This is a genomic window from Corallococcus sp. AB030 (assembly GCF_003668965.1).
GTDB classification, from domain to species: Bacteria; Myxococcota; Myxococcia; order Myxococcales; family Myxococcaceae; genus Corallococcus; species Corallococcus exiguus.
The window spans coordinates 1-14439 of sequence record NZ_RAWQ01000244.1 but is presented as its reverse complement, the minus strand read 5'-3'; the positions used below and the strand labels follow the sequence as shown (position 1 = coordinate 14439).

Here is a 14439-nt window from a genome sequence, read left to right as displayed (position 1 = left end):
CCCCTACCGCCGAGGGCGTCCAGCGGCGGAACCGCTCCGGCAACGCCTGCTCCCCCAGCGTAAGGACGGCCGCCGCGCCCGCCGCCCAGGCCATGGCGAGCCGCAGGTCCACCGAGACGGCACCCAGCCCTGACGCCAGCACCTGCGCCACACCCGCCGTCATCGTCGCGGCCGGAGCCGGGAAGCGCTCCGACCCCAGCACGGACGGCTCTGGCACCAGCAGGTAGAACAGCGGCACCACCACCAGCGCCCCCACGACGCACCCCAACAGCTGCGCCAGGAACACGCGGCGAGGATCCGCGCCCAGCAGGTGTCCCGCCTTCTGGTCCGTGAGCAGGTCCGCGGAGGAGGACGCCGCGTTGACCGTGATGCCCGCCGTCGCCAGGTTCGCGCGCACATCCCCGGGCAGCAGCACGCCATACGTCAGCTGCGTCACCTGCCCCAGCGCGCCCACGGGGCTCATGTCCGTCTCCCCCGTGACACGGCAGGAGATGAGACACAGCACGAACGACAGCGCCACCGCGAGCAGCGCGTGCGGCACCGGCACGTCGAAGCCCACCCGCGCCAGCGCCACCGTCGCGGGCGTCAGCACCAGCATCCCCGCCACCCACCACCGCCCGGGCACCTGGAGCGCTTCAATGGGATGCGGCGCCTGACGCTGCCCGCGCAGCCCCCGCAGCGCCCGGCCCCACACGCGGGCCTGGAGCGCGAACTGCAACAGCGACGCGGTGGTGAGCGCCGCCGCGCCCGGCCACAGCGCCCACGCGAGGAAGTCCCCATCCGGAGCCACCACGCCCGCCGCCATCAACCGGGGCGCGACAACGCCATGGACGAAGAGCGCCCCCAGCCACATGGACGCGGTGACGCGCACGCCCAGCAGCGCGCCGCCGCCCACCGGCATCAACCCCGTCTCCAGCGCGAACCCCAACCGCTCCAGCGACACGCCCCCCAGCGTCCCGGGAAACGCATACGCATAGGGCAAGCGCCCGAAGCCATCGCGCGCGAGCGTCAACACACCCGCGATCAGCCCGCCCACGCCCAGCATGCGCAGCCGCGGCCCCGCCGACTCCCCTCCCGAATGCAGCGCGCGAGCCGTCGCCGCCGCGGCCGTCCCGGACGCGAACGGAAGCTGCTCCCGGTCCACCAGCTGCCGCTTGAACGGCACCGCGAACAGGACGCCCAGCGCGGACAACAGGAACGTCCACGCCAGCAGCGTCATCCCGGGCAGGTGGTGCCCCGTCGTCAACAACCACGCCCCCTGCACCGACACGAGCGCGCCGCCCGTCGCATACCCCGCCGACGACGCCACCGTCTGCGCGCACCCCAACTCCAGCAGGGACAACGGGCTCCCGGCGACGCGCGGGCTCAAGCGCCGGAACGCCCCATGCGTCGCGGACGCGAGCAGCGCGGCGGTGACGGCCACACCGAACGCCACACCCGTCTTCAGGCCCGCGTAGAGGTTGGTGGCGCAGGTGAGCACGCCCAGCCCCGCGCCCAGGAGCACCGCGCGCAGGGTGAGCTGGGGCAGCCGGTCGCCCTGGTACACGTGCTTCAGCCAATACGTGTCCACCTCCGCCTGTGTCGTGCCGGGGATGCGCAGCAGCGTCAACGAGGCGTCGGTGGGCGTGTCCCCGGCGGGGACGGCGCGGGGAGCGGAGGCCGTCATGGGCCGTCCATCCTCTCCGTTCGTCCCCTTCCGCGCCACCACGGCCCGAGGCGTCAGGCCTCGCGCGAACGCAGCAGGTAGAAGACGTAGCCGTAGCTGTCCCCGTGGCGGCGGTACAGGTTCACTTCCTGTTCCGCCGCCGCGATGACCTCGCGCAGGGCCGCGTCCGCGGTGGGGCGCAGCCGGTCGATGCGCTGGAGGAGCGGCGTGTAGTAGTCGTCCCACCACGCGGACGCGGGCAGCGTGAAGGTGTCCAGCACCGTGAAGCCCGCGGCCTCCGCGCTGGCGCGGTTCTGGGCGATGGTGCCCATGGACGGGTACCCGGCGGACCAGAAGCGCACCGCCTCCGGAGGACGGACGTCCGTGAGCCAGGTGCACTCGGTGACGGCCACCTGTCCACCGGGCGCGAGCAACGGCCGCCACTGGCGCAGGCCCTGCTCGAAGCCCATCAGGTAGATGGCGCCCTCGGACCAGAGCAGGTCGACGGAAGCAGGAGGCAGCGACAGCGCGCGCATGTCCTCCTGGCGCGTGACGATGGCGTCCGACAGCCCCTGCTCGCGGGCCTCGCGCTCCAGCCGGTCAAGGTAGGGCCGGTGCAGGTCCACGGCGGTGACGCGCGTGCCCAGCTCCCGCGCGAGCACCAGCGACTGCCGTCCGGTGCCCGCGCCCAGGTCCAGCACGCGCGGCGAGGGCGGCAGCGGGGACAGGCGCCGCAGCGCTTCCCGGGTGCAGGCGTCACTACCGGGGCCCAGGCGGGGCAGCTCGTTGTAGAGGGTGAAGAAGGCGTTGACCGTCTGGCGCAGCTCGCCGGAGCTGCGCTTCACGTTGCCCTGGAGCAGCGGGACGCGCTTCCAGTGCTCCTCGATGCGCTGCTTGAACAACTCCGGCATGGGCAGGTCCGCGCGCAGCGTGGTCCACGTGTCGAGCGCGACTTCGACAGCCCCCTTCACTACCGGGAGGACATCGTCGTCGCTCAGGCCCAGCTTGCGCGCCAGGCGCTCGAAGCTCTGGAGTGACACGTCCTCGAAGCGCTTGGACTTCGCCAGGTTCAGCGCGAGCTGGTCCTGCGGCATGTACTGAATGGTGGAGACGAAGTCGTACGCGGGCGACAGCGTGGGGCGTGTGCCGTCCGGGTAGTAGAGGGACCAGTTCTTGTGGTGCGCGTCGCCGTTGCCGCACGCGATGATGAACACCAGCCGCCGCAGGAACTCCTGGAGCGCGTCCAGGCCCGCGACCTTGAGCAGCACGTTGGCGATGGTCTCGTAGTTGTACTTCTTGTACTTCTCGTCGGAGTACAGCCCCAGCACCTGCGCCAGGTCCTCCATGTGCACGCGGCGGCCCGGGGACGGCCGGTCGAAGCGGCGGATGGCGTACGCCAGGTCCTCGCGCAGGGTGATGCCCTCCGGGAGGCCGTGCAGGTCGGCGACCGGGAGCAGTTGAAGCTCCGGCACGTCGATGCCGGTGGCGCGCGCCCACGTCATCACGGACAGCTCGTTCTCCGGGACGCGGTCGTAGCGGTTGTCCGGGAGCTTGACGATCCAGTCTCCGCCCAGGCCACCCATGGGCAGCGTCATGCCCCGGTCGCGCCGGAGCATGGAGAACTTGAGCTGCACGCCCGCGAGCGAGAAGCGCAGCGGCTCACCATCCGACACGGGTTCGGCCGGGACGTCCACGAGCGGCGCGTCGTGGCCGGCGAGCTCGCCCGCCGGGCGGATGATGACGGCCCCGGAGAGGTCCGCGCCCAGGTGGGCGATGAAGAAGAACTCGCGCTGCCGGGCGATGTGCTGGCGCTCGGAGATGAGGTCGCGCAGCGGGCCTTCGGGCAGGAGGTTGGAGAAGAACGGCGGCAGCCGCATGCGGCTGGTGTGGCGGCGCGACAGGTCGTCCTCGAAGAACTGGCCCAGGACGGGGCGCGGGTAGCGCTGGCGGTAGTCCTCGGAGAGGCTGAACTCGATGCGCTCGTCCGCGAGCAGCGTGAGCGTGCCGACGTGCACGTCGCCAATGAGGACGTCGAGGATGCCCGTGGTGGACACAGGGAGCGTGGGGTCCATGTCAGTCCTCATCGTCGTCGATGATCATCGACTGGAGCGAAGGCCGGTCCGAGTCGTCCCAGCGCGTGCGGGCCTCCATGAACTGGCGCAGGACGGGCTCCAGGACCATCTGCCGCAGGTGGAGGAACGCACCGTCATTGCGCCGCAAGGACTCCATGGCCTGCGGGCTGAGCCCATGGCTGTGGAGGATGTCCTCGCTCGGAGGCGGCTGCGCTTCGAGCATCTGGGAGAGGGAGTGCCCCGGCACCGGAGGATGGAAGAGGAAGTTGAAAGTCCCTTCCATCAGGCGCCGGACCGTCCTCCGGTCAAAGACCCGCTGCGTGGTCCACCGGGGGTCACCCGCGGGAAGGATGGGCTGGAAGCCCTCGCCCTGCTGCTCCAACAGCTCTCCAGGGTCCAGCACCGCGCCCGTCAGCAGGTGGCGCGGCTGGAGGGACAGCATCGCGATGCGCAGGACCAGCGGGGGCCGCGCGATGGAGTGGGGAATGACGGGCATGCCCGTCTCCATCCACCAACGGATGAGCGGCGGCGGAACCTGCGCCAGCAGCGTCTGGAGGGAGCGCTCCTCGTCGGAGCGGATGGCCGCGAAGACCTGGAGGGCCTCCGGGGGCTTCAGCTCCCAGCCGCCGAAGACGATGTGGCGCCAGACCCAACGCGACAACAGCTCCCGCGAACGAGGTGTCGGCTCAGGGTGCAGTTGGAAGAACCGCGTCAGCAGGACCAGCGAGTTCTCCGGGGCGGGCAGCAGCTTGAGGTGCGGGATGAACGCATCGCGCTTGAGGAACACGATGGCGTCCCGGAGCGCCCGGTCCGTGCGGCGGACGGTCTCCGTGAGCTCGTCGTCCTGGTTGAGCTGTTCCTGGTAGCCCCGCGTGAAGTCCAGGCCGCGCACGGCCAGCACGGCGCGCAGCAGCAGCGACTCCGGGATGCTCCCGAAGCCCAGCTCCCGCAGCCCTTCGGTCACCGACTCCAGGCTGAGCGAGCGCGAGCCCACGTACAGCGCATTGAACACCTCTTCATCCGTGAGCGGACGGCCCGCGGTGTTGAGGCGCTTGAAGATGATCCGGAGGACCTTCTCGTCCGCCGTGTCCACGACGTACGCGGGCACCTGGTACTCACGGATGGCCTTGCCCAGGCGGATGGCGGCGCGCAGGTGCTCCGGGTGTGCCTCCCGGCCCGGGTAGCGGTTGAGCCAGTGGAGCAGCGACTCGCTGTCCAGCACCTCGTTCATCGGGAGCCAGTGCGGCGGCGGAGCCCCTGTCTCCGGGGGTGCATGCAGTTCCCCCGTCTCCAGGTCGAAGTAGAGGTGGAAGTCGTCGCGTCCGGCTTCGTCGCCATACGACGGATGCAGCAGCACGCCCGCGAGCGCCGTCACGCGCTGCTGTCCGTCCACGGCCCACAGGCCCTGGCTGGTGGAGGGCGCGTCGATGCGCACGGGGCCGAAGCTGACATTGGCGGCGGGGGCTTCCCGTCGCCAGAACAACAGGGTCCCGATGGGATAGCCCCGGTACACGCTGTCCAGCAGGTCGCGCACGTCCTCCGCGGTCCACCGCAGGGGGCGCTGGAAGTCGGGGATGCGCACCTCGCCGCGCCGCACGCGGTCGAGCAGGTCCTCGATGCTGAACGACTTCGTCTCCGGGCGCCGCGTCAGGGGAGCGGGCATCGCGATCCTCCTCCCCCGGTCTGTAACCCGAAGCTCCAGAACCCGCCACCTACACCGTGGAGCCACGTCGCTTCGGCAGCAGCACCACCAGCCCCAGCGCCACCAGCCCCGTCACGGTGGACAGGACACGGCCGCCCTGCCCCACCGCGTTGACGTCCAGTTGCAGATCCAGCAGCCCGTTCGCCAGGTTCCATCCCCAGTGCAGCCCCACTGCGCCCCACAGCGAGCCCGTGCGGGCCACCGCCGCCGCGTACGCCAGGCCCGTGCAGAACAACATCAGCCACTCCAGCGGCCCGTTTCCCAACCGGTACACGTGCGTGAGCACGAACACGCCCGCGGACAGGGCCACGTAGCCCACGCCCTGCCCCGCCACCGGCCACGCGCGATACCAGAAGCCTCGCGCCACGATGTCCTCCGCCACCGACGGCACGAACGTGGACACCACGATGCCCAATGCCGCCACCAGCAGCGCCGTGCCCATCAACGGCTTCTCCAGGGGCTGCACGCGCATCACGCCCACCGCCACTCCCACCAGCACGGACAGCGGCTTGAGCACCAGCATCACCGCCAACGCCCGCGCGAGCGCGGAGCCCCGCCACTCCAACGCATACGCATGGAAGCCGTTGCGGTAGCCCAGCCACCGCCCCACTCCCCAGGCCACCGCGTGGAAGAGCGTCATCATCACCGCTGCCACCACGGCGTTCCCCAGCAACCGTCCGCCAATCCCCTCCGGCGCTTCGTAGCAGGCGTACAGCACGACGAACGCGAGCGCACAGTGCAGCGCGACACGCGGGGGAGACGATGACTCGGAAGGTGCGGGGCTCATGAAGGAGGCCCCCTCATAGCGCGGGAAACGTCCCCCCCGCACAGCCAACTTCCGCGAGTCCCTGCGTATCGCACCGCGAGTCACCGCGACTCCCAACGAGGGGGAATCCAACATGCGCATCACCCATCACGCCCGGTTCATCCGGGCGCTCACGGCCGTGGCCTGCCTTGGCACCGCCTGCCGCCCGGAAGACGCCGCCGAACCCACCACTCCGCCCGCACCCCAGTCGCCCGCCATCTCCGGCGTGCGCTCCACGTGGGCCCGCATTGGGCCCAAGGCCGAGGCCCGCGAGGTGAAGTACGAAGCCATCAACGGCCTGGCCCTCTTCGAGGGCGACATCATCCTGGGCACCGTGGAGGACGTGGAGCGCGAGTCTCCCAAGGTGAAGGCCCAGGCCGGCAACCGCGTCTCCGCGGAGAGCATCCAGGTCAGCGGCAGCAGCAAGCGCTGGCCCAACGGCGTCGTCCCGTACGTCCACGTCTACGGCTCGCTGGATGACAACTTCGTCGTCAACGACGCCATCCGGCACTGGCAGCGCCGCACGGGCCTGCGCTTCGTGCCCATCTCCGCCAGCACGCCCTCTTCCGTCGACCACGTCTATTTCGTGAAGGGCCAGGGCTGCTCATCGTCCGTGGGACGCCAGGGCGGCCGGCAGTTCGTCACGCTGGAGGGCGCGTGCAGCCTGGGCAACGTCATCCACGAGTTGGGCCATGCCATCGGCTTCTGGCACGAGCAGAGCCGCGAGGACCGCGACAGCTTCGTGGACATCCTCTGGGACAACATCGAGCCCAACAAGGAACACAACTTCGAGCAGCACATCAGCAACGGCGACGACGTCGGGCCCTATGACTATGGGTCCATCATGCACTACGGCGCCCGGGACTTCGGCATCGCCGACCCCGTCACCGGCGTGCGCAGGGTGACCATCCAGACCAAGGGCGGCCAGGCCATTGGCCAGCGCACCGCCCTGAGCGCGGGTGACGTCGCCTCCGCCGCGTCCATGTACCCGGGTGAGATGAAGGGCAACTTCGAGGAGATCACCTCCACCGGCTACGTGAAGGGCTGGACCTTCGACACCGCGTCGCCGTCCGTCTCCGTGGACGTGCACTTCTACATCGACGGGCCGGCGGGCTCCGGCGCGTACGGCGGCGCCGCGACCGCGAACGTTTCACGCAATGACGTCAACACCGCGTACGACGGCATCCTGGGCGACCACGGGTTCTACTTCCCGGTGCCGGCCTGGTACCGCGACGGCCAGAACCACACGATGTATGTCTATGGCATCGACGCGCAGGGCCTCCACAACCCGCTGCTCGCGGGCTCGCCGCGCACCTTCAACCTGCCGGGCGCCTTCGGCACGCTCGACAACATCTCCTACGACGGCACGGTGACGGGCTGGGCGCTGGACCTGGACTCGCCGTCGGCGTCCATCGCGGTCTACTATTCCATCGACGGCAACCCGGCGTCCGTGGCGAACGTGACGGCGAACCTCTACCGCGCGGACGTGAAGAGCGCCTATCCCATGGCGTCCGGCGCGAACGGCTTCTCCTTCCGCATCCCGGACCACTACGTGGACGGCCTGGACCACACGCTGCGCATCTACGCGTTGGATCAGCAGGGCCGCCACAGCCCGGTGCTCGGCAACGCGCCCAAGACGTTCCGGCTGGCCATGCCCTCCGTCTACAAGGCGGGCGTCTTCGCCGGCACGGGCAGCGCGGATCAACTCATCGCCATTGACGGGTCGGGCTATGGCCCGCGCGTGCTCGTCTCCGGCTACGTCAACGCCAATGCCTTCCCCAATTTCCACTACCAGGAGTCCTGGAGCGCGTCGGTCCTGCTCAATGGCTGGCACAACCCCGGTGACATCAAGCTCCAGGGTGACTTCCGGGGCCTGGGCTACGACCAGATGCTCTTCATCAACACCGACGGCTGGGGCGGCCGCGTGATGATCACCGACTTTCGCGACGGCGCCGCCCCCTCGGAGGTGCGCTACCACGAGTCCTGGGGACAGAGCGTGCTGCTCGACGGCTGGCACAACCCGGAGGACCTGCAGCTCGCGGGCGACTTCCTCAACCGGGGCCATGATCAGGTGCTGTTCTTCAACCGCTCCGGGACGGGCGGCCGCGTGATGATCACCGACTTCAGCGACGGCGTGGTCCCCTCGGAGGCCGGCTACCACGAGGAGTGGAGCGCCCCGAACTCCTTCGAGGACTGCTCCGAACCCGACGACCGCTTCTACGTGGGCGACTTCCAGAACCGGGGTTACGACCAGGTGCTCTGCCTCAACCGCTCCGGCACGGGCGCGCGGGTGAAGCTCCTCGACTTCAGCGCGGGCGTGGGCCCGGCGCAGGTGCGCTACGTGGAGGCGTCCGGTGCCTTCACCGTGCTCGACGGGCTGATGGACGCGGACGACAACCAGGCGGCGGGGGACTTCCGGGGCCTGGGCTATGATCAGCTCCTGCTGGTGAACAACGGCACCACCGGCACGGCCATGCTCATCGCGGACTTCCTCGACGGCGTCGCGCCCGCCGAGGTGCGCTACAGCGAGGCGCAGGGCGTGAGCTACTACCCCACGCTGTTGGCCAACCGGATGCTCGTGGGTGATTTCCGCGGCCTGGGCCACGACCAGGTGCTCTATGGCTCCTGGAACGACCCCACCTACTTCACCACCATCCTGGACTTCGCCGACGGCGCCGCCCCGCCGGAGCTGCTCTTCCAGAAGGTGGAGATGAACTGAAGCCGCTGACGTGATGACTCGCGCCATCCTCCTGGTGACTGCAGTCACCGGCCGGGCACCTGGCGCGAGCATCCTCTTCCTGTGAGTTCCAGGGGTTGCGCGGTTCACCTTGTCGGCATGCCCGCTGCATTGAGGTCAGGGCACGTCGCAGCTCAGACCCAAGGTGATAACCATGATCGACCTCAAGGCCACGGCCCGCTCCTCCTCCCTGCTGCGCCCCACCACCGCGGAGTCCGCGCTCGTCAGCCCGAAGGCCCAGCTCTCCGCGGGGCCTGTCGCGGACGCCTCCCGGAGCATGCCGGCGCGGGGCTTCAGCCAGGTGGACTCGTTCGAGCCCGCGATCATCAACCGGCGGCAGCCGCGCGGGATGTCCGCGATGGAGGGTGCGTCGGACATGCTCAGCGCCCCGGCCGCCTTCGCCCCCCGGGGTCTCCCCCCGGAGCTCCAGAACCTGGCTCCGGCTCCGGCCGCGACCCAGGCGCCGGATCCTGCTCCGCAGCAGGCCTCCAACGGCGTCCCCAGCGCCAATGACAAGCGCCCGGCCGGGGACAACCGTTCCGCCGCGCAGATTGTCGACGACACGCCCGCGCTGAAGAACCTGGGCCGCCAGAAGGACATCAAGTTCGACCAGCTGTGCAAGCAGACGGGCGTCGACCCCAAGCTGGACCTGAAGGATCCGAAGCAGAACGCCGACGGCGTCTACCGGCTGGCCAAGGTGCTGGAGTTCATCGACAGCGCCAAGGCCTCCACGGGCGGGGACCGGGATAGCAAGGTCAAGGGCGGCGTAGGTGACGGCAACATCGAGGGCATCACCAAGGACGGCGACGCGCGCCACGGCACGGAGGCCGGCATGGTCAAGGACTTCGCCGAGAAGGGCTACTCCTTCCTGGGCGAGCACCAGCTGCCGACCACCAAGGACACCCACGTCAAGGCGGACGGCAGCAACAAGGACAACTTCCAGTGGGCCGCGGGCGAGGCCGGCAAGGCCCTCTGGTTCCTGCCGGGAGTCAGCAACGTCCTGACGGGCGTGGGCAACTCGGAGGGCGGCTTCAAGGGCGTCCTCGAGGGCGCCGCGAAGGGCTACGTCAACACCCTGAAGGGCGCCGCGGAGGGCGTCATCGGCTCCATCACCAAGGGCCGCGCCAACCCGGCCGGGATGATCTTCGGAGGCGTCATGGGCGCGCTGGGCAACACCGAGGCCGCCCCGCAGCCGGTGAAGGACATCGCCAACATGCTCTACTAGGGCAGCGGCTCCGTGCGGTGCTTGCGCGCGGGGTTCTCCAACCCCACGCGGAACCACCGGTAGCCGTAGCCCTCCAGGGTGAGCCCGTGGCGCTGTCCGTCCACGGGCTCGGAGTGGTCCTCGCTGAGCACGTTGAACAGCGTGCACGGCTCCTCGCCGCCCGGATCCAGCTTCACCGTGCAGGGCCGGGCGGACAGGTTGTGCAGCACCACCATCGCGTTGCCCTTCCATTCGTACCGGATGGCCAGCACGCCCTTGTTGCCCGTGCGCAGCACCTTCCACGCACCCCACCCCAGCTCCGGGCACTCCTTGCGCGCGCGGATGATGCGCTCGGTCCAGTTGAGCTGTGAGGCCGGGTCGCGGCGCTGCTGCGCCACGTTCACCTGCCGGAAGCCGAACGGCCCCTCCGACACCAGGGGCTTCACCGGCGCCTCCGCCAACGTGAAGCCGCCGTGCGGCTCCGGGCTCCACTGCATGGGCGTGCGCACCGACTGCCGCTCCACGAGTGACAGGTTCTCCCCCATGCCCAGCTCGTCGCCGTACCAGAGCACTGGAGTCCCCGGCAGTGAGAACATCAAACTGTAGGCCACTTCGATGCGGCGGCGGTCGCCGTCCAGCATCGACGCGAACCGGCGGCGCAGGCCCCGGTCATACAGCTGCATGCCCTTGTCCGGCCCCAGCGCCTCGAAGACCTCCAGCCGGTCCTCGTCCGACAGGCGCCCCAGGTCCAGCTCGTCGTGGTTGCGCAGGAAGTTCGCCCACTGCGCCGTGTGCGGCAGCCTGGGGGCTGACTTCAGGGCCTGCACCAGCGGCGTCACGTCCCCTCGCGTGAGCGCCAGGTAGAAGTTCTGGTTCGCCAGGAAGTTGAACACCATCTGCATGCGGTCGTTGTCGCCGAAGAACTCCACCACCTCGTTCATGGTGACGTTGGCCTCCGCGAGCAGGATGGCGTCGCCTTTGCGCCATGAGAGGAATTCGCGCATCTCCTCCAGCAGCTTGTAGGGGTTCTTCACGTCCGGGTTCTTCACGCCCTTCAGTTCGACGAGGAAGGGCACCGCGTCCACCCGGAAGCCGGACACGCCCAGTTCCAGCCAGTACCCCATCACCTTGAGGATCTGCTCGCGCACCTCCGGGTTCGCCACGTTGAGGTCGGGCTGGAAGTCGAAGAAGCGGTGGAAGTACCAGAGGCGTGCCTCCTTGTCGTACGTCCACGTGGAGGGCTGCACGCCCGGGAAGACCATGCCCTTGTTGGCGTCCTTGGGTCGCTTCTTCGACCAGACGTAATAGTCGCGGTAGCGGCTGTCCGGGTCCTTGCGCGCGGCCTGGAACCACGGGTGTTGATCCGACGTGTGGTTCACCACCAGGTCGATGATGACTCGGATGCCGTGGAGCTTCGCCTCGTGGGTGAAGGCCACGAAGTCGCCCAGGTCCCCCAGGCGCGGATCCACGCCGTAGTAGTCGCTGATGTCGTAGCCGTTGTCGCGGTTGGGCGTGGGCTGGAAGGGTAAGAGCCACAGGCAGGTGATGCCCAGGCCCGCCAGGTAGTCCAGCTTGCGGCGCAGGCCCGTGAAGTCCCCCACGCCGTCGCCGTTGCCGTCCATGAACGTCTCGACGTCGAGGCAGTAGACGACCGCGTTCTTGTACCAGAGGTCTTCAATCATCCCCTTCCCTTTAGCCCTCCGTTCCCAGGAGGCATCCGGCGACTCCCGCGCGCCGTGAGGAACCCCACACCCGGGGGCAGGCAGGCTTCGTTCAGCCAACACTCGCGTGAAGGCGGGCCTCGCGGCCGGGCGGATCCGGCTCCAGGGTGGACGCATCCATGCCCCTCATCGGCTTCCACGCGTCACACGAACAGTTCCCGCCCAGTGAGCTTCTGCGCCTCTGTCAGAAGGCGGAAGGCGCGGGCTTCCAGGCCGCGCTCAACTCCGACCACTTCCACCCGTGGACGGAGGCGCAGGGGCAGAGCGGCTTCGCGTGGGCGTTCATGGGCGCGGCGCTCGCGACCACCGGGCTGTCCTTCGGCTCCGTCACCGCGCCGGGCCAGCGCTACCACCCGGCCATCGTCGCGCAGGCGCTGAGTACCCTGAATGAGATGTATCCCGGCCGTGCGTGGATGGCGCTCGGCAGCGGCCAGTACCTCAACGAGGCCATCACCGGCACGGGCTGGCCCGCGAAGGACGTGCGCAACGCGCGCCTGAAGGAGTGCGTGGACATCATGCGCGCCCTCTTCCGCGGCGAGACGGTGACGCACCGGGGGCTCGTCACCGTGGAGGAGGCGAAGCTCTACACGCGCCCCAAGGACATGCCGCTGCTGGTGGGCGCGGCAGTGACGCCGAAGACGGCGGGATGGGTGGCGGGCTGGGCGGACGGCCTCATCACGACCGCGCGGCCCCCGGAGGAGCTGCGCAAGGTGGTGGATGCCTTCCGAGATGGCGGCGGCGAGGGCAAGCCCCTGTTCCTCAAGGTGCAGCTGTCCTACGCGAAGGACGACGAGTTCGCACGTGAAGGGGCGTACAACCAGTGGGCGTCCAACATCTTCACCAACAGCGTCCTCACGGACCTGCGCACGCCCGCGCAGTTCCAGGAGGCCGCGAACGTGGTGCAGCCGCACGACCTGGATGGCCCGCTGCGAGTCTCCAGCAGCCTCCAGCAGCACATGGACTGGCTGGGCGAGGACCTGCGCCTGGGCTTCGACCGGCTGTACCTGCACAACGTCAACCGCGAGCAGGACGGCTTCATCGAGGCGTTCGGCGAGAAGGTGATTCCGGCCCTCACGCGCTGAAAGCCGCTGGGTATGCTCGGGAGCATGCCCACCGAAGTGCTGTCCCGTCAGGCCCTCAACCGCGCCACGCTCGCGCGCCAGTTGCTGCTCACGCGCGAGAAGATGACCGTGCCGCGCGCCATCGAGCACCTGGTGGGGCTCCAGGCGCAGCTCGCGCGCCCGCCGTATCTGGCCCTCTGGTCGCGCCTCCAGGGCTTCCAGCGCGACGCCCTCACGAAGCTGGCGCTCAAGCGGGAGCTGGCGCGCGGCACGATGATGCGCGGCACGCTGCACCTGATGACCGCGAAGGACTACCTGCGCTACCGCGGCCTGTTCCAGCCCCTGCTCAACGCGGCCATGCGCTCCGTGCTGAAGGAGCGCGCCGCTGCGCTGGACCTGCCCGCGCTGCTGGCCACCGCGAAGCCCTTCCTCCAGGAGAAGCCCCGCACCTTCGAGGCGGTGCGCGCGCACCTGATGAAGCACCACGTGGACGGCGACGAGCGGGCCATGGGTTTCGCCGCACGGATGATGCTGCCGCTCGTCCAGGTGCCCGAGGAAGGGCTGGAGTGGGGCTGGCCCGGCAACTCCGGCTTCACGCTGGCGGAGTCGTGGCTGGGCGAGAAGCTCTCCACGGACGACGACGCGTCACCGCTGGTCTTGCGCTACCTGGCCGCCTTCGGCCCCGCCACCGTGGCGGACATGCAGAGCTGGTCCGGCATCAAGCCGCTGAAGGACGCCTTCGAGAAGGTGCGCGGCAAGCTGGTGGAGTTCCGCGACGAGAAGAAGCGCGTCCTCTTTGATTTGCCCAAGGCCCCGCGCCCGCCCGAAGAGACGCCCGCGCCGGTGCGCTTCCTGCCGGACTTCGACAACCTCATCCTCTCCCACGCGGACCGGACCCGCGTGGTGCCGGAGGAGCACCGTGCGCTGTTGTCCACGAAGAACCTGCGCGTGCTGAACGTGTTCCTGGTGGACGGGCGCACCGCTGGCGTCTGGACCACCGAGCGCACGAAGGGCACCGCGACGTTGGTCTGCAATGCCTTTGACGCGCTGAAGAAGCCCGTCCGCGACGCACTGGTGCAGGAGGGAGAGGACCTCCTGCGATTCAGTGACCCAGAGGCCGCGAAGGTGGCGGTGCGGTTCGCCACCTAGTAGCTGCCGCTGTCACAAGGCCAGCGAACTCAGCAGGATTGCCAGGTGCTGCGAGGGTCAGCGATGGGCGCCGCTTGCCATGCTTCTCGGTCGGCGCGGTCCTCAGCACGTCGGACAGGCAGTAGACTGGCTGCCGGGTTCCATCGTCGCTGCGCCGCTGGCCACGCACACAGCTTCTTCGGGAGCCCACCCGAGGAGTCTGTCCTATGAAGAAGGGGCGGTCTCAAGCGGTGAACGCACCACGTGGGTGCTCACCATGGCACCCTGCTTGACGGGAGGCACTGGGTGCGAGGCAGAGGGAAAGCAGCAAGGCTGACAGGTGAGGACAGGCTGGAGATTCGTC

Annotated in this window: 9 protein-coding genes; 4 read left to right on the top strand and 5 right to left on the bottom strand. The window is 69.4% G+C overall.

The genetic code is table 11. The annotated features are described in order from the left end of the window. The 4 genes from D7Y15_RS37865 to D7Y15_RS46660 form a co-directional block, all read right to left on the bottom strand. A partial coding sequence (locus tag D7Y15_RS37865) for an OPT family oligopeptide transporter (RefSeq protein ID WP_148712970.1) occupies window positions 1-1666 on the bottom strand: 1666 nt, incomplete at its 3' end. 53 nt (window positions 1667-1719) lie between these two features. Then, window positions 1720-3717: a HipA domain-containing protein gene (locus D7Y15_RS46115; protein WP_233605245.1), complete on the bottom strand. Its 1998-nt coding sequence runs from the start codon at window positions 3715-3717 to the stop codon at window positions 1720-1722. A gap of 1 nt (window position 3718) precedes the next feature. Continuing rightward, entirely contained in the window at window positions 3719-5380 is a 1662-nt protein-coding gene (locus D7Y15_RS37855; RefSeq protein WP_121755611.1) for a DUF262 domain-containing protein, read from the bottom strand. Window positions 5381-5429: 49 nt separating this feature from the next. After that, on the bottom strand, window positions 5430-6206 hold the full coding sequence (locus D7Y15_RS46660; protein WP_158624558.1) for a CPBP family intramembrane glutamic endopeptidase: 777 nt from the start codon (window positions 6204-6206) through the stop codon (window positions 5430-5432). A 112-nt stretch (window positions 6207-6318) separates the two neighbouring features. Between D7Y15_RS46660 and D7Y15_RS37845 the strand changes: the two genes are divergently transcribed. Beyond that, window positions 6319-8943 (top strand): M12 family metallopeptidase, encoded by a 2625-nt coding sequence (locus D7Y15_RS37845; protein WP_121755610.1) that lies wholly within the window; start codon window positions 6319-6321, stop codon window positions 8941-8943. A gap of 172 nt (window positions 8944-9115) precedes the next feature. Continuing rightward, complete coding sequence (locus D7Y15_RS37840; RefSeq protein ID WP_120580919.1) at window positions 9116-10186, top strand: hypothetical protein; 1071 nt, start codon at window positions 9116-9118, stop codon at window positions 10184-10186. Here D7Y15_RS37840 and D7Y15_RS37835 read toward each other — a convergent pair. Continuing rightward, window positions 10183-11847, bottom strand: a complete 1665-nt coding sequence (locus D7Y15_RS37835; protein WP_121755609.1) for an alpha-amylase family protein — start codon at window positions 11845-11847, stop codon at window positions 10183-10185. The two genes, D7Y15_RS37840 and D7Y15_RS37835, sit on opposite strands and share 4 nt — an antisense overlap. Before the next feature lie 158 nt (window positions 11848-12005). Here D7Y15_RS37835 and D7Y15_RS37830 point away from each other — a divergent pair, with 158 nt between their 5' ends. Beyond that, complete coding sequence (locus D7Y15_RS37830; RefSeq protein ID WP_121755608.1) at window positions 12006-12968, top strand: TIGR03885 family FMN-dependent LLM class oxidoreductase; 963 nt, start codon at window positions 12006-12008, stop codon at window positions 12966-12968. Between the two features lie 24 nt (window positions 12969-12992). Beyond that, entirely contained in the window at window positions 12993-14096 is a 1104-nt protein-coding gene (locus D7Y15_RS37825) for a winged helix DNA-binding domain-containing protein (protein ID WP_121755612.1), read from the top strand. The last annotated feature ends 343 nt before the right edge of the window (window positions 14097-14439 follow it).

What these genes read in the sequence shown, in the direction of transcription:
- D7Y15_RS37835 (WP_121755609.1), bottom strand. Translation starts at nt 11,847, where the DNA reads ATGATTGAAGACCTCTGGTACAAGAACGCGGTCGTCTACTGCCTCGAC.
- D7Y15_RS37855 (WP_121755611.1), bottom strand. Translation starts at nt 5,380, where the DNA reads ATGCCCGCTCCCCTGACGCGGCGCCCGGAGACGAAGTCGTTCAGCATC.
- D7Y15_RS37825 (WP_121755612.1), top strand. Translation starts at nt 12,993, where the DNA reads ATGCCCACCGAAGTGCTGTCCCGTCAGGCCCTCAACCGCGCCACGCTC.
- D7Y15_RS37840 (WP_120580919.1), top strand. Translation starts at nt 9,116, where the DNA reads ATGATCGACCTCAAGGCCACGGCCCGCTCCTCCTCCCTGCTGCGCCCC.
- D7Y15_RS37830 (WP_121755608.1), top strand. Translation starts at nt 12,006, where the DNA reads ATGCCCCTCATCGGCTTCCACGCGTCACACGAACAGTTCCCGCCCAGT.
- D7Y15_RS46660 (WP_158624558.1), bottom strand. Translation starts at nt 6,206, where the DNA reads ATGAGCCCCGCACCTTCCGAGTCATCGTCTCCCCCGCGTGTCGCGCTG.
- D7Y15_RS46115 (WP_233605245.1), bottom strand. Translation starts at nt 3,717, where the DNA reads ATGGACCCCACGCTCCCTGTGTCCACCACGGGCATCCTCGACGTCCTC.
- D7Y15_RS37845 (WP_121755610.1), top strand. Translation starts at nt 6,319, where the DNA reads ATGCGCATCACCCATCACGCCCGGTTCATCCGGGCGCTCACGGCCGTG.